We start from the raw sequence: 19,497 nt of genomic DNA, 5'->3' as shown, positions 1-19,497 counted from the left end.
GCCTCAGGTGAGGAAGCGGTAGCCGAGGCCCGGCTCGGTCACGAGGTGCACCGGCCGCGCGGGGTCCGGCTCGAGCTTGCGGCGCAGCTGGTTGGCGTACACCCGCAGGTAGTTCGACTCGCGGCCGTAGGACGGGCCCCACACCTGGCGCAGCAGGTCCTGCTGCGACACGAGGTGCCCGGGCGTGCGGCACAGCGCCTCGAGCAGCCGCCACTCGGTCGGGGTGAGGCGGACGTCGTGGCCCTCGACGGTGGCCCGCCGTTCGGCGAAGTCGAGGGTGAACCGCTCGCCGGCCACGGTGCCGATGGCACGGCCGCCCTCACCGGAGCGGCGCACCGCGGCCCGGACGCGAGCGAGCAGCTCCTCGACGCCGAACGGCTTGGTCACGTAGTCGTCGGCGCCGAGGTCGAGCGCCTCGATCTTGTCGTCGGACTCGTGCCGGGCCGACAGCACGATGACCGGCACCCCGGAGCCCCGCCGCACCTGCTGGAGCACGTCGACGCCGTCGAGGTCGGGCAGCCCGAGGTCGAGGATGACGACGTCGGGGGAGTCCTCGAGAGCCGTCTGCACGGCGCTGCGCCCGTCGGCGGCCGTGAGCACCTCGTGCCCGTGCGCGCGCAGGGCGATGGACAGGGTGCGGCGCAGGCGTGGGTCGTCGTCGACGACGAGGACGCGGCTCACGGGGCCTCCTCGGGGTGGGCGGTCGGGGCCTGGCTGGTGGGGACCTCGAGGGCCGGGAGGCCGAGGGTCGCGACCTCGACGGCCGGCTCGGCCGGCAGCTCGACGACCATGGTCAGGCCGCCGCCCGGGGTGTCCTCGGGCACGAGGGAACCGTGCATGACGGTCATGAGACCACGGGCCACCGCGAGGCCGAGCCCGAGGCCCTCGCCGCGCGGTGCGTCGCCGACGCGCTGGAACGCCTCGAAGATCCGGTCCTTGTCCTCGTCGGCCACACCCGGCCCGCGGTCGACGACCCGCAGCTGCACGGTGTCGTGGATCCGGCCGGCCGTCACCCGGACCGGGGCGGAGCCGCTGTGGCGCAAGGCGTTCTCCAGGACGTTGGCGAGCACCCGGTCGAGCAGCCCCGGGTCGGCAACGGCGGCGGGCACGTCGGGGTCGAGGGCCAGCTCGACGCGTCCGGGCTCGGAGGTCGTGCGCAGCGCGTTGACGACGGCGTCGACGAGGTCGACGGCGTCGGTGTGCGGGCGGACGGCGCCGGTCTGCAGGCGGGAGAGGTCGAGGAGGTTGCCGATGACGGCGTCGAGCTGGTCGGCCCCGCCCTCGATCGACTCGAGCAGCTCGGCCTCGTCGTCCGGCGGCAGCTCGAGGCCGGTCTGGCGCAGCGTCGACACGGCGGCCTTGATCCCGGCCAGCGGCGTGCGCAGGTCGTGCGAGACGGCGGCCAGGAGCGTCGTGCGGGCGGCGTTGTCGCGCGCGAGTCCCGCTGCGCGCCGGGCCTCCTCGACGAGCTGCTCGCGCCCGTAGAGGATGGCGGCGTGCGCGGCGTAGGCGTTGAGGACGCGCTGGTCCTCTGCCGCGACGGGCTCGCCGTCGAGGATGAGGTGCACGCCGTCGTCGACGGGCACGTCGAGCGCCCAGACGCGTCCGGACGGCAGCGTGGCGCCGGCCGGCAGGGCCGGGTCGGTCGAGGCGAGGACGCGCCCGGTGGCGCCCCTGACGTCGGCGGCACCGGCGTCGAGGCGCACGAGCAGCGCCGAGCGCATGTCGAGGGCGTCGCGGGCGCGCTCGAGGACGGCGGGCAGCGGGCGTGGCTCGGCGAGCAGGTCGCGGCTCAGGGCGGCCAGCGCGGCCGACTCCCGCTCGGCCGACAGCGCCTGCTCGGTGCGGCGCGCGACGAGGTTGACGACCGACGACACGGCCATCGCGACGAGGACGAACACGGCGAGCGCGAGCGCGTTGGGCGGGTCGCTGATCGTCAGGGTGCCGCGCGGCTCGGTGAAGAACCAGTTGACGACGAGCGAGCCGACGACCGCGCAGAACAGCGCCGGCCAGATGCCGCCGACGAGGGCGCACGCCACGGTGAGCGCGAGGTAGAGGAGCAGGTCGAGCGAGAGGGTGTGGCCCTCGCGGGTCGCGACGAGCACGGCGGTCAGCGCGACGAGGCACACGGTCCCGAGCACGAATCCCGCCACGACGCGTCGCCACGGCAGCCGCCACGCACGCCCCACGCGTCCGGCCCGCCCGGCGACCTTGGACCGCTCGTGCGGCACGAGGTGCACGTCGATGTCGCCCGAGCCGTCGGCGACCTCGGAGGCGATGCTCGGGCGCAGCACCTGCTGCCACCGGCTGCGCCGGCTCACGCCGACGACGATCTGGGTGGCGTTGACGCCGCGGGCGTGGTCGAGGATCGCGGCCGGCACGTCGGCGCCGGACACCTCGTGGAACTCGGCGCCGACGTCGCGGGCGATCCGGCGCAGCCGGGCCAGCTCGGCGGGGTCGGTCGTCGCGAGCCCCTCCGACGAGCGCACGTGGCAGGCGATGAGCTCGCCACCGGCGACGCGGGTGGCGATCCGGGCGCCGCGGCGCAGGAGGGTCTCGCTCTCCGGCCCGCCCGTCAGGGCGACGACGACCCGCTCGCGCGCCGGCCACGCCGACTCGATGCCCTCGTCGGCCCGGTAGCGCTCGAGGGCCTCGTCGACGCGGTCGGCGAGCCACAGCAGGGCGATCTCGCGCAGCGCTGACAGGTTGCCGACGCGGAAGTAGTTGGCGAGGGCGGCGTCGACCTTCTCGGGTGCGTACACGTTGCCGTGGGCGAGCCTGCGGCGCAAGGCTTCCGGCGTCATGTCGACGAGCTCGACCTGGTCGGCGCGGCGGACGACCTCGTCGGGCACGGTCTCGCGCTGCCGCACCCCGGTGATCGACTCGACGGTGTCGTTGAGCGACTCGAGGTGCTGGATGTTGAGGGTCGAGAGCACGTCGATGCCCGCGTCGAGGATCGTCTCGACGTCCTGCCAGCGCTTCTCGTGGGCGGCGCTGCCGGGCGAGGCCGCCGACCCCGGGCCGGCATCGCGGAGGCCCTCGCCCCCTCCGCCGAGCTCCGGTCCGACGTTGGTGTGCGCCAGCTCGTCGACGAGCACGACATGCGGCCGTCGGGCCAGGACCGCCTCGACGTCGAGCTCGGGCAGCACGCTGCCGCGGTAGGCCACGTTGCGGCGGGGGAGCACCTCCAGGCCCTCGAGCAGCGCTGCGGTGTGGGCGCGCCCGTGGGTCTCGACGATGCCGACGACGACGTCTGTGCCGCGCTCGAGGCGCCGGTGCGCCTCGTCGAGCATCGCGACGGTCTTGCCGACGCCGGGGGCCGCGCCGAGGTAGATCCGCAGCGAGCCGCGCCCCCGGCCTCGCCCGGCGGTCGGCGTGCCGCCGGGCTCGCCGCCGAGGACCGCCGGTTGCTCGGGTCCTCCTGCCATGTCCCGATCCTCGCAGGTCAGGGTGTGCCCGGTCAGGACTGACGCGCGAGGGCGAGGTTGAGGTCGAGGACGTCGACGCGCGGCTCGCCGAGGAAGCCGAGCTGGCGTCCGGCCGAGTGCCCGACGACGAGCTCCCGCACCCGGGCCGGGTCGAGCCCGCGCGCCGACGCGACGCGCTCGACCTGGCTCAGTGCGTAGGCGGGGGACACGTCGGGGTCGAGCCCGCTCGCCGACGCGGTCAATGCGTCGGGCGGCAGGGTGCGGGCAGCCGACGCGTCGAGGCCCGCGGCCCGGGCGCGCTTGGCGACCTCGTCGGTGAGCGCACTGCCGGACAGGTTGGTGCCGCCGCTCGTGTCGCCGGCGTAGTCGCTGGCCGACGGGCGGCCGTGGAACCACTCGTCGCCGACCCACTGCTGGCCGAGCAGGCTCGAGCCGACGACGGAGCCGCCGACCCGCACGAGCGAGCCGCCCGCCTGGTCGCGGGCGACGACCTGCCCGATGCCCCACACGAGGGCGGGGTAGAGCAGGCCGAGCAGGACGGTGAGCACGAGCATGGCGCGCAGGCCGGCCCAGGACTGGCGGACGAGGGTGGTGGTGCTGCTGGACATCGGGTTCCTCTCGGGGGAGGGCGTGGGCGATCGGGGCGGAGGTCAGAGCGGGAGGTGGCTCACGACGAGGTCGATGAGCTTGATCCCGATGAACGGGGCCACGACGCCGCCGATGCCGTAGACGAGGATGTTGCGTCGCAGCAGGGCGGTGCTGCCGATGGCTCGGTAGCGAACTCCTCTGAGCGACAGGGGGATCAGCGCCACGATGATCAGCGCGTTGAAGATGACGGCCGAGAGCATCGCCGACTCGGGGGTGGACAGCCGCATGACGTTGAGCGTCTGCAGCCCCGGGAAGATCGTCACGAACATCGCCGGGATGATGGCGAAGTACTTCGCGATGTCGTTGGCGATCGAGAACGTCGTCAGCGCGCCCCGGGTGATGAGCAGCTGCTTGCCGATCGAGACGATGTCGATGAGCTTGGTGGGGTCGGAGTCGAGGTCGACCATGTTGGCCGCCTCCTTGGCCGCCGACGTGCCGGTGTTCATCGCGACGCCGACGTCCGACTGGGCGAGGGCCGGCGCGTCGTTGGTGCCGTCGCCGGTCATGGCGACGAGCCGCCCGCCCTCCTGCTCACGCTTGATGAGCGCCATCTTGTCCTCGGGGGTGGCCTCGGCGAGGAAGTCGTCGACGCCGGCCTCCTCGGCGATGGCGCGGGCCGTCAGCGGGTTGTCGCCGGTGATCATGACGGTGCGGATGCCCATGGCGCGCAGCTGCGCGAAGCGCTCCTTCATGCCGGGCTTGACGACGTCCTTGAGGTGGACGACGCCGAGCACCCGGGCCGGGGCACCGGGCTCGCGCACGGCGACGACGAGCGGCGTGCCACCCTCGCTCGCGATCCCGTTCACCTCGGTGAGGACGCCCTGCGGCATCGTGCCGCCGGTCGAGCGGACCCATGACCGGACGGCGTCGGAGGCGCCCTTGCGGTGGGCGGTGCCGTCGGCGAGGTCGACCCCCGACATGCGGGTCTGCGCGGTGAACTCGACGGCCGTGCCCGCGCGGGCCAGGGCGTCGAGCGACTCGCGCCCCGACGCGTCGAGGTCGGCCGCCGCGAGCTCGACGATCGAGCGCCCCTCCGGGGTCTCGTCGGCGAGCGAGGACAGGTACGCGGCCCGGGTCAGGTCGGCGGAGGGCAGGCCGGGCGTCGCGAGCAGGGCCGTGGCCCGGCGGTTGCCGAAGGTGATGGTGCCGGTCTTGTCGAGCAGCAGCGTCGACACGTCGCCGGCCGCCTCGACGGCCCGCCCCGACATGGCGAGGACGTTGTGCTGGACGAGCCGGTCCATGCCGGCGATGCCGATGGCCGAGAGCAGGGCGCCGATCGTCGTCGGGATGAGGCAGACGAGCAGGGCCACGAGGACGATCGTCGACTGCTCCTGGCCGGAGTAGATCGCGAGCGGCTGGATGCCGATGACCGCGAGCAGGAAGATGATCGCCAGGGTCGTCAGCAGGATCGTCAGCGCGATCTCGTTCGGGGTCTTCTGCCGCGCCGCGCCCTCGACGAGCGCGATCATCCGGTCGATGAAGGTCTCGCCGGGCTTGGTCGTGATGCGCACCGTGATGCCGTCGGAGAGCACCGTGGTGCCTCCGGTGACGGCGCAGCGGTCGCCGCCGGACTCCCGGATGACGGGGGCCGACTCGCCGGTGATGGCCGACTCGTCGACGGTGGCCATCCCCTCCACGACGTCGCCGTCGCCGGGGATGACCTCGCCGGGCCGCACGAGGACGACGTCGCCGATGCCGAGCTCGCTCGCCGGGACCGTCTCGGTGGTGCCGTCGGCGCGGCGGCGCTTCGCCGTGGTCGTCGTGCGGGTGGCGCGCAGCGTCGCCGCCTGGGCCTTGCCGCGTCCCTCGGCGACGGCCTCGGCCATGTTGGCGAAGAGCACGGTCGCCCAGAGCCAGAGCGTCACGCCCCAGGCGAACCACGAGGGGTCGAGCACGGCCACGACGGTCGTGACGAGCGAGCCGACCCAGACGACGAACACGACGGGGGTGCGCCACACGTGCCGCGGGTCGAGCTTGGCGACGGCCTGCGGGAAGGTGGCCACCAGCTGCCGGCCGAGGGCGGGCAGCGACGTGGTGCTGTGCCCGGGTCGGATCAGCGCGGCGTCGCGGTGGTGGTCGTGGGGCTCGTGGCCCGGGGTCGACGCGGTCGGGGTGAGCGTCGTGGTCATGAGAGTGCCTCTGCGAGGGGACCGAGGGCGAGCGCCGGGAAGAACGTCAGTCCGGTGACGACGAGCGCCACCCCGGTGAACAGGCCCGCGAACGTGGGTGTGTGGGTCGGGAGCGTCCCGGCGGTGGCCGGGCGGCGGCGCTGTGCGGCAAGGGATCCCGCAAGTGCGAGGACGAGCAGGATCGGCACGAACCGGCCGAGCAGCATGCAGAGCGCCAGGGTCAGGTTGAGGTAGGGCGTGTCGGCCGAGAGCCCCGCGAAGGCCGAGCCGTTGTTGTTGGCCGCCGACGCGTAGGCGTACATGACCTCGGTGAGCCCGTGCGGCCCGGACGCCAGCATCTGGGTCGACACGACGGGCAGCACCATGCCCGCGCCGGTGAAGGCCAGCACGAGCGCCGGCATGACGAGCAGGGCCAGGGCGGTCAGCGTGATCTCGCGGCGTCCCACCTGCTTGCCGAGCAGCTCGGGGGTGCGCCCGACCATGAGGCCGCTGAGGAACACCGTGAGCACGGCGAGCAGCAGCGCGCTGTAGAGGCCGGTGCCGACGCCACCGGGCGAGACCTCGCCGAGGAGCATCGCGAAGAGGGCGCCACCGCCGCCGAGGGCCGAGTAGCTCTCGTGCATCGAGTTGACGGCACCCGTGGAGGTGCCCGTGGTGCTCGCCGCGAAGAGGGCCGAGGGCCAGACGCCGAAGCGCAGCTCCTTGCCCTCCATCGCCCCGAGCGGGCCGGCCGCCGCGTGGACCTCGGCCCACGTGACCGCGGCGACGAGCAGGCCCCAGAGCGTCGTCATGAAGGCGAGGACCGTCCAGCCCTGGCGCCGGTCGCCGACGAGGACGCCGTACGTGCGCGGGAGCGAGAACGGGATGACGAGGAGCAGGAAGATCTCGAGGAGGTTGGTCAGCGGCGTGGGGTTCTCGAACGGGTGCGCCGAGTTGGCGTTGAAGTAGCCACCGCCGTTGGTGCCGAGCTCCTTGATGGCCTCCTGCGAGGCGACGAGCCCGTCCTGCACCACCTGGTGGCCGCCGGAGATCGTCGTCACGGACGTCGGGCCACCCAGGTTCTGCACGACGCCGCCGAGTAGCAGGACGACCGCCCCGAGCACGGCGATCGGCAGCAGCACCCGCACGACGCCGCGCACCAGGTCGACCCAGAAGTTGCCGACCGTGGCCGCGCCCGATCGGGCCAGGCCGCGCACGAGGGCCACGGCCACCGCGAGCCCCACGGCGGGGGAGACGAAGTTCTGCACCGTGAGCCCCAGCGTCTGCACGAGCGGCGACGCGCCCGACTCGCCGGCGTAGGACTGCCAGTTCGTGTTCGTCACGAACGACACCGCGGTGTTGAACGCGGTGTCGAGGTGCATCGACGCCCCACGCCCCAGCGGCAGCACGTCCTGGGCCGCGATCATCGCAAAGAGCAGGACGATGCCGACGACGGAGAAGCCGACGACGGCGAGCGCGTAGGTGGTCCACCGCTGCTCGCTGGAGGGGTCGACGCGGACGAGGCGGTAGACGAGGCGCTCGACGCGCCAGTGCTTCTCGTCGGTGAAGACGCGTGCCATCCAGGTGCCGAGGGGCACGTGGACGATCGCGAGGGCGGCGACGAGGACCGCGATGGTGAGCAGCCCGCTGGCGGTGTCGCCCATCAGAAGCGGTCCGCGTGGAGGAGGACGTGGACGAGGTAGGCGACGAGGGCCAGCCCGACCACGCCGAGGATGATGTTCTCGGTCATGCCTCCTTCGTAGGCCCGCCACGCGACGGCGCCCCCTGCGTTGACGGGCGGCTGACGGCTCTTGACGCGTTCTTGACGCCGCCGCGGCTAGGCTCCGGGAGGTGAGTGCCTCGCTCGAGCTCTGGCCGTCGACGCCCCGTCGCCCGGGCCCCCCGAACAGGTGGGACCGCCTGCGGCGCAAGGTCGCCGAGCTGCCGTGCGCCCTGCTGCTCTTCGCGCAGCTGGCGGCCCTGCTCGCCTACCCGTTCATCGAGACCCGGACCGGCGACGTGCAGGAGGCGGCGCGCGCCCTCTTCGGGCTCATCGGACTGCTCGTGCTGTTCCTGGCCGTCCGGGCCGTGCGCGCCACGCCGGCCCTGACGTGGGTGGCCGTGCTCCTCGGCGGCCCCGTCGTCGTGCTCACCGTCGCCGAGGCGATCTGGACCGACAACGCGACGTTGACGTTCTGGAGCGCGGTGCTCCACGCCCTCTTCTACCTCTACACCGGCTACGGGCTGCTGCGGTACATGTTCGCCGACAACTGGGTGACGCGGGACGAGCTCTACGCCACCGGCGCGACGTTCACCGTCGTGGCGTGGGGGTTCGCCTACGTCTACCTCGCCATCCAGGTCGTCTGGCCGCACTCCTTCACGATCTACGGCGAGACGGGGCAGCCCGGCACCCGCACGTGGTTCGAGCTGCTCTACCTGTCGATCACGACGATGACCTCCACGGGGCTGTCCGACATCTACGCCGTCGAGCCGCACGCCCGCGCGTTCGTGCTCCTGCAGCAGATCACCGGCATGCTCTACGTCGCGCTCGTCGTCGCCCGGCTCGTCGGGCTCACCATCGCCCGCTTCCGGCGCTGACGCGTCGCCCCAGCGGGACGCGTCGCCTCAGCGGGACGCGTCGCCGTCGAGCTGCTCGATGGTGGCGATGGCGGGGGAGCGGGTGGCCTGCAGGTCGCGGGCCACGGCCTCGGCGTCGCGCAGCACCCGCAGGACGTTGCCGCGCACCAGCCGGGAAACCTCGTCGTCGGACCAGCGCCGCTCGAGCAGTTCGGCCACGAGTCGCGGGTAGCCGCTGACGTCCTCGAGGCCGACCGGGAAGGTGTCGGTGCCGTCGTAGTCGCCGCCGATGCCGACGTGGTCGAGGCCGGCGACCTCGCGCACGTGCTCGACGTGGTCGGCCACCTGGGCGATCGTCGCGTCGGGCTTGGGGTGCTCGTGCGACCACGTGGCGGTGAAGCGTCCGAACGCCTCCCAGTCCTTGGCGTCGACGCCGACCTCGGCCGCGGCCGCGGCAGCCTCGACGCGCCACGCGGCGGTGTCGGGGGAGACGAACTCCGGCACGAACGTCACCATGCAGACCCCGCCGTTGGCCGGCAGGGCGGCGAGGACGTCGTCGGGGACGTTGCGGGGCGTGTCGCAGAGGGCCAGCGCCGAGGAGTGGCTGAAGACGACCGGCGCGGCGGTCGTCGCGAGCGCCGCGCGCATCGTCGTGGCGGCGACGTGGCTGAGGTCGACGAGCATGCCGACGCGGTTCATCTCGCGGACCACCTCGTGGCCGAAGGCGGTGAGCCCCCCGGCGGCGGGCACGTCGGTCGCGGAGTCGGCCCAGGGCGTGTTGTCGTTGTGGGTCAGCGTCAGGTACCGGACGCCGAGGGCGTGCAGCGCCCGGAGCGCCGCGAGGGAGGAGCCGATCGAGTGCCCGCCCTCGGCGCCGAGGAGCGAGGCGATCCGGCCGCCGGCTCGGGCGGCCTCGACGTCGTCGGCGCTGAGCGCCAGGGCCAGCTCGCCGGGCCACGTCGCGACCATGCGGTGCACGGCGTCGACCTGCTCGAGCGTCGCGATGACGGCCTCGCCCTCGGGCAGCGTGCTCGGCACGAACACCGACCAGAACTGCGCCCCCACGCCGCCGTCGCGCAGCCGCGGGAGGTCGGTCTGGGTCGAGGTGAGCCGGCCCGACACGTCGAGCGCCTCGAAGTCGTACCGCGTCAGCTCGCGAGCCGCCCACGGCAGGTCGTTGTGGCCGTCGACGAGCGGGTGCTCGGCGAGCAGCCGCCGCGCGCGGGACAGGGACGCGTCGGCGACGTCCCGGGCCGCGGCGGCACCGGCGCCGACCGTCTCGTCCGAGGTGTCCGGGTCGTCCGTGGTGGGGCGCTGGCCGTCCGCTCCGAGCATGTCCGACATTGAACACCCCGCCATCTAGAGTGGACGCATGGCCCCTCCCCTCCCGACCACTGAGCGCAGCGTCGCCCTCGTCACCCTCGGCTGCACCCGCAACGAGGTCGACAGCGAGGAGCTCGCCGGACGCCTGCTGGCCGGGGGGTGGCGCCTCGTCGACGACGCGTCGGAGGCCGATGTCGCCGTCGTCAACACGTGCGGGTTCGTCGAGCAGGCCAAGAAGGACTCCATCGACGCCCTCCTCGAGGCGAACGACCTCAAGGAGCACGGGCGCACCCAGAAGGTCGTCGCCGTCGGCTGCCTCGCCGAGCGCTACGGCAAGCAGCTGGCCGACCAGCTGCCCGAGGCCGACGCCGTGCTCGGCTTCGACTCCTACCGCGACATGAGCGCGCACCTGCGCACGATCCTCGACGGCGGGCAGGTCGAGAGTCACACGCCCGGCGACCGCCGCACGCTGCTGCCGCTGTCGCCGGTCGCGCGCCAGGCCGGCGCCGCCGCGGTGGCGCTGCCCGGCCACGGCGACGCGTCGACGCCCGAGGCCACCGCCCCCGCCCCGGTCGTCGACGACGGCGTCCCCGTCCCCGCCAGCGGACCGCGCGTCGTGCGGGCCCGCCTCGACGGCCGCCCGTGGGCCCCGCTCAAGATCGCCTCCGGCTGCGACCGGCGCTGCTCCTTCTGCGCCATCCCGATGTTCCGCGGCGCCTTCGTCTCGCGGCGCCCGACCGACGTCGTGGCCGAGGCCCGCTGGCTCGCGGCCCGCGGCGTCAAGGAGCTCTTCCTCGTCTCCGAGAACTCGACCTCCTACGGCAAGGACCTCGGCGACCTCGGCCTGCTCGAGAAGCTGCTGCCCGAGCTCACGGCGATCGAGGGCATCGAGCGGGTGCGCGTCTCCTACCTCCAGCCCGCCGAGATCCGTCCCGGCCTGCTCGAGGCCATGGCGGCCACGCCCGGCGTCGTGCCGTACTACGACATCTCCTTCCAGCACGCCTCGGAGCCGCTGCTGCGCCGGATGCGGCGCTTCGGCTCGCGCCAGGCGTTCCTCGACCTGCTGGCCCGCGTCCGTGCCGACGCCCCCGAGGCCGGCGTCCGGTGCAACGTCATCGTCGGCTTCCCCGGCGAGACCGAGGAGGACCTCGACGAGCTCGAGGCGTTCCTCGCCGAGGCGCGCCTCGACGTCGTCGGCGTCTTCGGCTACTCCGACGAGGACGGCACCGAGGCCGAGTCCTACGACGGCAAGCTCGACCCCGCCGTCGTCGCCGAGCGGCTCGACCGCTTCACCCGCCTCGTCGAGGAGCTCAACGCCCAGCGGGCCGAGGAGCGCATCGGCGAGACCGTCGTGGTCCTCGTCGAGGAGATCGACGACGGCGGTGCGCCCGTCGGGCGGGCCGCCTTCCAGGGCCCGGACGTCGACGGCGTCACGGTCCTCCGTCTCGCCGACGGGGCGCCGGTGCCCGCCGTCGGCGACCTCGTGCCGGCCGTCGTCGTCGACACCGAGGGGATCGACCTCGTCGCGGAGCCGCGATGACGCCGAGCACCTTCCACCGGGGTGAGGGCCCGAACCCCCGGCCGACCGACTGGAACCTGCCGAACGCCCTGACGGTGCTCCGGTTCCTCCTCGTGCCGGTCTACGCCCTCGCCCTGTTCCAGGACGGCGGCCACGAGCCGTGGTGGCGGTTCTGGGCGTGGGTCGTCTTCGCGGTCGCGGCCGTCACCGACGGCGTCGACGGCAAGCTGGCCCGGCGCCGCGGCGAGATCACGAACTTCGGCAAGGTGGCCGACCCGATCGCCGACAAGGCGCTGACCGGCACGGCCTTCATCGGGCTCTCGCTGCTCGGGGTCGTCTGGTGGTGGGTCACCGTCGTCATCCTCGTGCGCGAGATCGGCATCACCGTCCTGCGGTTCGTCGTCATCCGGCACGGCGTCATGCCCGCGGGGCGTGGCGGCAAGCTCAAGACGATGCTGCAGACGCTGTCGCTCGGCGCCCTGACGTTCCCGCTCTGGGTGCTCCCTCTCGGCGACGTGTGGACCACGGTCGCCTACGTCGTGCTCGGCGCCGCCACGGTCATGACGGTCCTGTCCGGAATCGACTACGTCTTCAAGGCCGCCCGGCTGCGCGAGACGAGCGAGCGCACCCGGCTGCGCCGCGAGGCGCGCGCGCTGCGCCGCACGTCGCCGACCCCGCCGACGTCGACGCGCCCCGAGGAGCGGACCCCGCACCGTGACTGACGCGTCGGGCGCTGACGCGTCGGGCGCTGACGCGTCGGGCGCGGCGCTCGTCGCCGAGCTCACCGAGGCGGGGGAGACGCTCGCCTGCGCCGAGTCGCTCACCGCGGGCCTGGTGGCCGCCACCGTCGCCGACACCCCGGGCGCCTCGAACGTCCTGCGCGGGGGCGTCGTCGCGTACGCGACCGACCTCAAGACCTCGCTGCTCGGCGTGCCCGCCGACCTGCTGGAACGCGTCGGCACCGTCGACGCCGGGGTCGCCGCCGCGATGGCCGAGGGCGTGCGCGAGCGCCTCGAGGCCACGTGGGGCGTGGCCACCACCGGCGTCGCCGGGCCGGGGCCCGCCGAGGGCAAGCCCGCCGGCACCGTGCACGTCGCCGTCGCGGGCCCGTCGGGAACAGCGACGCGCCTGCTGCGGTTGAACGGGACCAGGGCGCAGGTCCGTGCCGGCACGGTCGCCGCCGTCCTCGCCCTGGCCCTCGAGGAGACACGCGCCACGCACCGAACCGCTGCGCCCGTGGCGGAGCCTCGGGGTACGGTAGGCCTGTCGACACCCGGAGCACCGGGCACCGACCACTGAGCACGACCCGACGACGGGCCACACCCGTCACGCGACACCGACGACCTGGAGGAGGGCGGCATGACGACACTGTTGCGACGCGAGCTCGGTGACGTCCTGCGTGAGCGCCGCCGCGCCCAGGGCCGTACGCTCCGTGAGGTCTCGGCCACCGCGTCGGTCTCGCTCGGTTACCTCTCCGAGGTCGAGCGCGGCGAGAAGGAGGCCTCCTCCGAGCTGCTCGCCTCGATCTGCGGCGCCCTCGACACCCCGCTGTCCCAGGTGCTCATCGACGTCTCCGCCCGGATGGCCGAGAGCGAAGGACTGGCGCCCGCCGTCCGGCTCCCCGTGGCCACGGGCGAGGTCGTGTCGGCCTCCGCGGCCTGATCGTCTACCGTGCGAGGGTGCCCTCGCCCTTCACGGACCTCGACTCACGCCTGACCAGCCTCGGGCACCCGGACGGGGCGACCCTGTCCGTCTGGCTCGGTGACCTCGACGGCCGCGCCGTGTGGTCCCACGACGCCGACGCGCCCCACTACGCGGCCTCCACGATGAAGCTGCCGCTCGTCGTCGCGGCCATGCGACGCGTCGTGCGCGGCGAGCTCGACCTCGACGCCTCCTACCCGGTGCACAACGCCTTCGTCTCGGTCCTCGACGGCTCGCCGTTCGCCATGGACGAGGGCGACGACCAGGACCCCGACACCTGGGCGGCCGTCGGGGCCACCCGCACCCTGCGCGAGCTCGCCGAGCACGCCATCACCCACTCGGGCAACCTCGCGACCAACCTGCTCATCGACGTCGTCGGCCTCTCCGAGGTGGCCGAGGTGCTGCGCCTCGCCCGCTGCTCCGGCACGACCGTCGTGGGGCGGGGCATCGAGGACGCCGCGGCGCGCGCGGCCGGCATCACCAACACGGTCACGGCGGCGGACCTCGGCCTCCTCATGGCGGCGGTCGGCCGACGAGAGCCGGCCCTCGGGGGCGAGCCGGTGCTCGGCCCGGTGGAGGCGATCCTGGCCCGCCAGCAGCACCTCGACCAGGTGCCCGCCGGCCTGCCCGCCGGCACGCCCACGGCGAGCAAGTCCGGCTGGATCCCCGGGGTGTCGCACGACGTCGCCCTCGTGCGGCCGGTCGGGGAGGAGCCGTTCGTGCTGGCCGTCTGCACGACGGTCGACCTCGACGAGGCGGAGGCCGCCGCCCTGGTCGCCGACGTCGCCCGCGACGTCTGGGCCGCCACCCACGCCGGGGCGGTGACCGCGTGACCACCGTCGTCCGCGTCGAGACCACACCGTCGTCCGTCCCGCTCCACACCCCGTTCGTCACCGCGCTGCGCCGCACCGAGACCGTCGACACGGTGCTCGTCCGCGTGACCGACAGCGACGGCCGCGTCGGGTGGGGCGAGGCGCCGCAGGTGTGGCAGGTCACCGGCGAGTCGCTCGCGAGCGCCACCGCCTGCCTCGAGCAGATGCTCGCCCCGGCGGTGACGGGCCACGCGCTCGACGACCTCGACGACCTCACCGCCCTCGGACGGGTCGTCGCCCGCACGGTGGCGCGCAACTTCGGCGCCAAGGCCGCCCTCGACGCCGCCCTTCACGACCTGCTGGCGCAGGCCGAGGGCGTCTCCGTCGCCACGCTGCTCGCCGAGGGCCGACGCGTCCCGGAACGGGTGCTCGTCACCGACGTCACGCTGTCGGCCGGCGATGCCGCCGACCTCGCCGACACGGCCCGTTCCCGCGTCGCGGACGGCTTCACCACCCTGAAGATGAAGGTCGGCACCGACGCCGACACCGACGTCCAGCGGGTCGCCTCCGTGCGCGACGCCGTCGGGCCGGGCGTCGCGATCCGCCTCGACGCCAACCAGGGGTGGACGCGCGAGGAGGCCGTCCGCGTCATCCGGGCGCTGGAGGTGGCCGACCTCGGCGTCGAGTTCGTCGAGCAGCCCGTCGTCGCCGACGACATCGAGGGGCTGGCGTGGGTGCGCGAGCGCGTCGGGCTCCCGGTCATGGCCGACGAGTCGTGCTTCGGGCCCTACGACCTCGAGCGGATCATCCGCCTCGGCGCCGCCGACCTCGTCAACGTCAAGCTGGCCAAGTGCGGGTCGCTCGCCGTCGGCCGCGACCTGCTGCGCCGCGCGCACGACGCCGGCCTGCGCACCATCGTCGGCTCGATGATGGAGTCGCACGTCGGCGTCGGAGCCGCGGCCGCGCTCGTCGCCGCCGAGCCGACCACCGAGGTGAGCGACCTCGACGCCGCCTGGTGGTCGGTCACCTCGCCGGTCGACGGTGGGATCGCCTACTCGGGCAACGAGATCCGCCTGCCCGACGCGTCGGGCTTCGGGGTCGCCGGCTTGTCCGTCCGCGCCTGACCGTCCGCGCCTGACGAAGCCGCCACGACGAAGGGCCCCGCCGAGGCGGGGCCCTTCGCGCACCCGGGACCGGGTGGCCGTGTGCAGGTGGTGCGGCCGGCGTCAGTTGCCCAGGACGCGCAGCGAGAACGTGGCCTCGCCCGGGGCGGTCTGCGTGGCGTTGAGGCCGACGGCCTTGAGCGACTCGAGGAAGGTCTTCTCCTGGCCGTGGACGCCGCTGAGGTAGAGCTTCTCGAGCTTGTCGAGGTCGAAGAACATCGCGGCGTTGGAACCGCTGACGTCGCCGACGGCCTGCTTGAAGGCGTCGGTGTCGCCGAGGCGGCCACCGGCCTTGAGGTCGTCCGCGTAGTCGGAGGTCGTCGCGACGTAGACCTTGTCACCGTCGACGTGGTGCGTGAGGTCGACCCCGCCACCGGCCGCCCGGAGCAGCTTGGTGATGACGCCGTCGGCGCGCTTGGCGTCGCTCGAGACGATCTTGACGCCGACGGCCGGGGCCGCGGACTGGAAGTCCTGGTCGGGCAGCGAGACGGTGAAGGACCGGCCGAGCAGGGCCTTGAGGTCGTCGGGCAGCTTGATCCCGAGCTGCTGCTCGGCCATGGCGACGATGTCGTCCTGGCCGCCGCCCGCGAGGGCGTCGAGCTGCTTCTTGACGGCGGGCCAGCCCGCGTCGATGGACTGGTCGGCACCCGACACCTGCAGGGCCGCCATCGTGTTGGCCGGGAGGTTGGCCATCTCCGCGCCGCTGCCCTTGACGGTCGTGGTCGCGTCGGCGCCGCGGACGAGGCCGGCGAGCTCGACGTAGTCGCTGTCGAACCGGAGCGCCGTGGCCACGCGGCCCTTGGCGTTGGCCGTGGGCACGGTCCCCATGCCGAGGGAGGAGGCCATCTCGGAGCCGCCGAGCTTCTGCAGCTCGGGCATGCCCCGGCCCATGTCCATCCACGCCGACACGACGCCCTGCTCGCCGAGGGCGGACATGTCGCCGGTGAACGTCGTGTTCTGGGCGAGGCTGCCCTTGGCGGTGGCCGCCAGCGTCGCGTCGCCCTGACCCTTGGGCGTGATGACGGCGTAGCCGTCCGTCATGCGCAGGTCGCTGTCGGAGCCGCTGTCGCCGCACTTCTGCAGCTTGGTCAGCGTCGTGCGGGCGGCGTCCTCGTCCTTGACCTGCACCGCGACGGCGAGGTTCGGGGTGTCCTTCGTGCCGCCGGGCCGCAGGGCGAGGCCGATGCGGTCGCCGAGCCACGGCGCGATGTCGGCGTCGTAGTTGAAGGCCTTCATGCAGGCCTCGCCGGAGTCCTTCGCGGCGAGGTCCCACAGCTTCTTGCGGGGGTCGCCGCTGCCGAGCGTGCTCTGGATCTGCGGCACCTTGCCGAGGAACCGCACGGCCGCGATCTTCTGCCCGGCCGAGGGGTCGATGTCGAGGCGCACGTACGCGTAGGCGTCGCCCGGCAGGACGTCGGCCGGCTGCGAACCGCCCCCGCTCAGCTGCTGGGCGGCGAAGACGCCGGCACCGCCGAGCAGCACGACGGCCGCGATGCCGCCGGCGAGCAGTCCGGTGCGCCGGCTCCTGCCCGCACCGGGCGTCGACGGCTCGTCGGCGAGGGCGACGCCCTGCGTCGGGTCGGTGGCCCCGGACGCGTCCGGGGCGCCGGGGTAGGAGTAGGACTGCGGCGCGGGCTGCGGGCCGCCCGCGGGGCCGGCAGGCCCGTGCGACTGGTCGGACATGTGACTGGTGCTCCCCTGGAGGTCGGTGTGCCGGCAGTGGCGCGGCGGAGAGACGATATCGCCTGCAGGCGACGGCCAAGGCCGGGTTCGGCGAACCTGCGACGACCTCGTGACACCGGCGGTTCCCGCGGCGGTCGGTGGCAGACTGACGCGGTGCGCATGAGTCACTTCTGGACCCTGATGGACGACGAGTTCGGCGAGGGGTACGCGCGCTCGCTCGCCCGTGACCACGTCCTGGGCTCGCTCGGCGGCCGGACCGTCGACCAGGCCCTCGCCGACGGCGAGCCGCCCCGCCGCGTCTGGGAGGCGATCTGCGACGACATGGACGTGCCGGCGGCCCGGCGCCTGGGCCGCGACGACCGGGTCGCGCGCGGCGCCCAGGGCGGGCAGGTGGCCGGGCCGTGACGCCCGCGCGCGGTCGGATCACCCTGCGGCTCGGGGACATCACGACCGACGCCGGTGCCGACGCCATCGTCAACGCCGCCAACTCCTCGCTCCTCGGGGGCGGTGGGGTCGACGGTGCGATCCACCGCGCCGCGGGTCCCGACCTGCTCGCCGAGTGCCGGCTGCTCGGCGGCTGCCACACCGGCGACGCGAAGATCACCGGGGCCGGGCGGCTCCCGGTCCGTCACGTCATCCACACCGTCGGACCGGTCTGGCGCGGCGGCGACGCGGGGGAGCCCGCGCTGCTCGCGTCGTGCTACCGCCGCTCGGTCGAGCTGGCCGCAGACGCCTCGTGCGCCGTCGTCGCCTTCCCGGCGGTCTCGTGCGGGATCTACGGCTACCCCCACGACGCCGCGGCGCGCGTCGCCGTCGCCGCGCTCGCCGACGCGCTGGGCACCCACTCTGCGGTGCGCGAGGCGCGCTTCTGGCTCTTCTCCGACGGCGTCCACGCGGCCTTCCGGGAGGCGCTGGCCGAGGCGGGGGAGGGCTGAGCACGGTCCCGCGCGGACGCGTCGACGCGCCCGACGCGTCGACGGCGTGTCGGTGCACGACTTCGAACACGTGTTCGGTACTGTTCTCCACAGGTCCGGTGCCACCCCAGGCATCGTCCACAGGCCGTCTCGTGGTGAACCCCGATGTCGGCGCCGGGCCCTAACGTCTGACCCGACAACGGATCTCACGAGCGCCGTCGTTCAGGGTCGAAGGCAGACGACCGCAGCGCAGACGGCAGATAGGTGGCCAGGCAATGGCATCGGTGATGGACAAGGACAAGGCCCTCGCCTCGGTGATGGGCCAGATCGAGAAGAGCTACGGCAAGGGCGCGGTGATGCGCCTCGGCGACGACGTCCGCCCGCCGATCGAGGTCATCCCGACGGGGTCGATCTCCCTCGACGTCGCGCTCGGCATCGGCGGCCTCCCGCGGGGTCGTATCGTCGAGGTGTACGGCCCGGAGTCCTCCGGTAAGACCACGGTGGCGCTGCACGCGGTCGCCAACGCCCAGAAGGCCGGCGGCATCGCGGCGTTCATCGACGCCGAGCACGCGCTCGACCCCGAGTACGCCAAGAAGCTCGGTGTCGACACCGACGCGCTGCTCGTCTCCCAGCCCGACACCGGTGAGCAGGCGCTCGAGATCGCCGACATGCTCATCCGCTCCGGCGCCCTCGACATCATCGTCATCGACTCCGTCGCTGCCCTCGTGCCGCGCGCCGAGATCGAGGGCGAGATGGGCGACAGCCACGTCGGCCTGCAGGCCCGCCTCATGAGCCAGGCGCTGCGCAAGCTGACCGGTGCGCTCAACAACACCGGCACCACGGCGATCTTCATCAACCAGCTCCGCGAGAAGATCGGCGTCATGTTCGGCTCGCCGGAGACGACGACCGGTGGAAAGGCGCTGAAGTTCTACGCCTCGGTCCGCCTCGACGTGCGCCGCATCGAGACCCTCAAGGACGGCACCGAGCCCGTCGGCAACCGCACCCGCGTCAAGGTCGTCAAGAACAAGGTGTCGCCGCCGTTCAAGCAGGCGGAGTTCGACATCCTCTACGGACAGGGCATCTCGCGCGAGGGTGGCCTCATCGACATGGGCGTCGAGCACGGCTTCGTCCGCAAGGCCGGCGCCTGGTACACCTACGAGGGCGACCAGCTCGGCCAGGGCAAGGAGAACGCCCGCAACTTCCTCAAGGACAACCCCGACCTCGCCGACGAGATCGAGAAGAAGGTCAAGGAGAAGCTCGGCGTCGGCCCGCGCGTCGACCAGCCCGCCGAGGGTGCGGACGTCCCCGTCGACTTCTGATCGTGGGTCCTGCAGCAGGACGCCCGGCCCGGCCGGCCGCCGTCGACCCCGTGGTCGAGGAGCGGCTGGCCCGGGCCGCGGCGATCCTCGCCGAGGCCGAGGGCCTCGCGGGGGTGCACGGCCCGGGTGGGAGCGTGTCCAGGGGAGACCAGGGCGGCTGGAGCGGTAGCGCCCCGTGGGGCACCAGGCCCGCACCGGGCGCTGCGGCAACCGAGGGCTCCCGGTCGTCCCGCCGTGGCCGGTCCTCCCGACCATCCCGCCCGGGTGCCTCCGACGGACCCCCCGACGGACACTCCGACGAG

18 protein-coding genes are annotated in these 19,497 nt (G+C 73.7%); 10 read left to right on the top strand and 8 right to left on the bottom strand.

All coding sequences use genetic code 11. From position 1 onward, the window contains the following. Positions 1 to 3 precede the first annotated feature (3 nt). The 6 genes from BIV28_RS08940 to kdpF are packed head-to-tail and all read right to left on the bottom strand — an operon-like array spanning position 4 to position 7,934. Complete coding sequence (locus tag BIV28_RS08940) at positions 4 to 681, bottom strand: response regulator (RefSeq protein ID WP_076261077.1); 678 nt, start codon at positions 679 to 681, stop codon at positions 4 to 6. Next, complete coding sequence (locus tag BIV28_RS08935) at positions 678 to 3,428, bottom strand: sensor histidine kinase (protein ID WP_083707175.1); 2,751 nt, start codon at positions 3,426 to 3,428, stop codon at positions 678 to 680. The genes BIV28_RS08940 and BIV28_RS08935 overlap by 4 nt, the downstream gene beginning before the upstream one ends. A 32-nt stretch (positions 3,429 to 3,460) precedes the next feature. Next, positions 3,461 to 4,036: a K(+)-transporting ATPase subunit C gene (gene kdpC, locus BIV28_RS08930; RefSeq protein WP_076261076.1), complete on the bottom strand. Its 576-nt coding sequence runs from the start codon at positions 4,034 to 4,036 to the stop codon at positions 3,461 to 3,463. A gap of 42 nt (positions 4,037 to 4,078) precedes the next feature. Next, entirely contained in the window at positions 4,079 to 6,205 is a 2,127-nt protein-coding gene (kdpB, locus tag BIV28_RS08925) for a potassium-transporting ATPase subunit KdpB (protein WP_076261074.1), read from the bottom strand. Next, on the bottom strand, positions 6,202 to 7,848 hold the full coding sequence (gene kdpA, locus BIV28_RS08920) for a potassium-transporting ATPase subunit KdpA (protein WP_076261073.1): 1,647 nt from the start codon (positions 7,846 to 7,848) through the stop codon (positions 6,202 to 6,204). Before kdpA ends, kdpB begins: the two co-directional genes overlap by 4 nt. Then, positions 7,848 to 7,934, bottom strand: a complete 87-nt coding sequence (kdpF, locus tag BIV28_RS20520) for a K(+)-transporting ATPase subunit F (RefSeq protein WP_076261071.1) — start codon at positions 7,932 to 7,934, stop codon at positions 7,848 to 7,850. Before kdpF ends, kdpA begins: the two co-directional genes overlap by 1 nt. Positions 7,935 to 8,035: 101 nt before the next feature. Between kdpF and BIV28_RS08910 the strand changes: the two genes are divergently transcribed. After that, positions 8,036 to 8,782, top strand: coding sequence for an ion channel (locus BIV28_RS08910; RefSeq protein ID WP_076261069.1), 747 nt, complete (start codon positions 8,036 to 8,038; stop codon positions 8,780 to 8,782). A 27-nt stretch (positions 8,783 to 8,809) separates the two neighbouring features. Here the strand turns inward: BIV28_RS08910 and BIV28_RS08905 are convergent, their stop codons facing one another. Next, a complete protein-coding gene (locus tag BIV28_RS08905; RefSeq protein WP_083707174.1) occupies positions 8,810 to 10,096 on the bottom strand; it encodes a dipeptidase in 1,287 nt (428 codons plus the stop codon). A 37-nt stretch (positions 10,097 to 10,133) separates the two neighbouring features. Between BIV28_RS08905 and rimO the strand changes: the two genes are divergently transcribed. From rimO to BIV28_RS08875, 6 genes are read left to right on the top strand one after another with little or no spacing between them, the layout of a single operon-like run. Beyond that, on the top strand, positions 10,134 to 11,624 hold the full coding sequence (rimO, locus tag BIV28_RS08900; protein ID WP_076261067.1) for a 30S ribosomal protein S12 methylthiotransferase RimO: 1,491 nt from the start codon (positions 10,134 to 10,136) through the stop codon (positions 11,622 to 11,624). Then, a complete protein-coding gene (pgsA, locus tag BIV28_RS08895; RefSeq protein ID WP_076261065.1) occupies positions 11,621 to 12,325 on the top strand; it encodes a CDP-diacylglycerol--glycerol-3-phosphate 3-phosphatidyltransferase in 705 nt (234 codons plus the stop codon). Before rimO ends, pgsA begins: the two co-directional genes overlap by 4 nt. Beyond that, on the top strand, positions 12,318 to 12,902 hold the full coding sequence (locus tag BIV28_RS08890; RefSeq protein WP_076261064.1) for a CinA family protein: 585 nt from the start codon (positions 12,318 to 12,320) through the stop codon (positions 12,900 to 12,902). The genes pgsA and BIV28_RS08890 overlap by 8 nt, the downstream gene beginning before the upstream one ends. A gap of 60 nt (positions 12,903 to 12,962) precedes the next feature. Beyond that, positions 12,963 to 13,265 carry a helix-turn-helix domain-containing protein gene (locus BIV28_RS08885; RefSeq protein ID WP_076261062.1) on the top strand — a complete coding sequence of 101 codons (303 nt, stop codon included), beginning with the start codon at positions 12,963 to 12,965 and terminating at the stop codon, positions 13,263 to 13,265. A 17-nt stretch (positions 13,266 to 13,282) separates the two neighbouring features. Next, the gene (locus BIV28_RS08880) at positions 13,283 to 14,137 is read left to right on the top strand and encodes a serine hydrolase (RefSeq protein ID WP_207555862.1); all 855 of its coding nucleotides are present in this window, start codon (positions 13,283 to 13,285) and stop codon (positions 14,135 to 14,137) included. Beyond that, positions 14,134 to 15,240 carry a mandelate racemase/muconate lactonizing enzyme family protein gene (locus tag BIV28_RS08875; RefSeq protein WP_076261061.1) on the top strand — a complete coding sequence of 369 codons (1,107 nt, stop codon included), beginning with the start codon at positions 14,134 to 14,136 and terminating at the stop codon, positions 15,238 to 15,240. Before BIV28_RS08880 ends, BIV28_RS08875 begins: the two co-directional genes overlap by 4 nt. Positions 15,241 to 15,342: 102 nt before the next feature. Here the strand turns inward: BIV28_RS08875 and BIV28_RS08870 are convergent, their stop codons facing one another. After that, positions 15,343 to 16,962, bottom strand: a complete 1,620-nt coding sequence (locus BIV28_RS08870; protein WP_076261059.1) for a DUF3352 domain-containing protein — start codon at positions 16,960 to 16,962, stop codon at positions 15,343 to 15,345. A 153-nt stretch (positions 16,963 to 17,115) separates the two neighbouring features. Between BIV28_RS08870 and BIV28_RS08865 the strand changes: the two genes are divergently transcribed. The 3 genes from BIV28_RS08865 to recA all read left to right on the top strand — a co-directional run bounded on the left by BIV28_RS08865 (position 17,116) and on the right by recA (position 19,195). Beyond that, positions 17,116 to 17,367: a DUF3046 domain-containing protein gene (locus tag BIV28_RS08865; RefSeq protein WP_076261057.1), complete on the top strand. Its 252-nt coding sequence runs from the start codon at positions 17,116 to 17,118 to the stop codon at positions 17,365 to 17,367. Further along, positions 17,364 to 17,897, top strand: a complete 534-nt coding sequence (locus BIV28_RS08860) for an O-acetyl-ADP-ribose deacetylase (protein WP_076261056.1) — start codon at positions 17,364 to 17,366, stop codon at positions 17,895 to 17,897. Before BIV28_RS08865 ends, BIV28_RS08860 begins: the two co-directional genes overlap by 4 nt. A gap of 254 nt (positions 17,898 to 18,151) precedes the next feature. Then, positions 18,152 to 19,195 carry a recombinase RecA gene (gene recA, locus BIV28_RS08855; protein ID WP_076261054.1) on the top strand — a complete coding sequence of 348 codons (1,044 nt, stop codon included), beginning with the start codon at positions 18,152 to 18,154 and terminating at the stop codon, positions 19,193 to 19,195. The last annotated feature ends 302 nt before the right edge of the window (positions 19,196 to 19,497 follow it).

The sequence above is a fragment of the Intrasporangium flavum genome (genome assembly GCF_001956915.1).
Taxonomy (GTDB): domain Bacteria; phylum Actinomycetota; class Actinomycetes; order Actinomycetales; family Dermatophilaceae; genus Monashia; species Monashia flava.
This window is presented reverse-complemented; position numbering and strand designations above follow the sequence as displayed.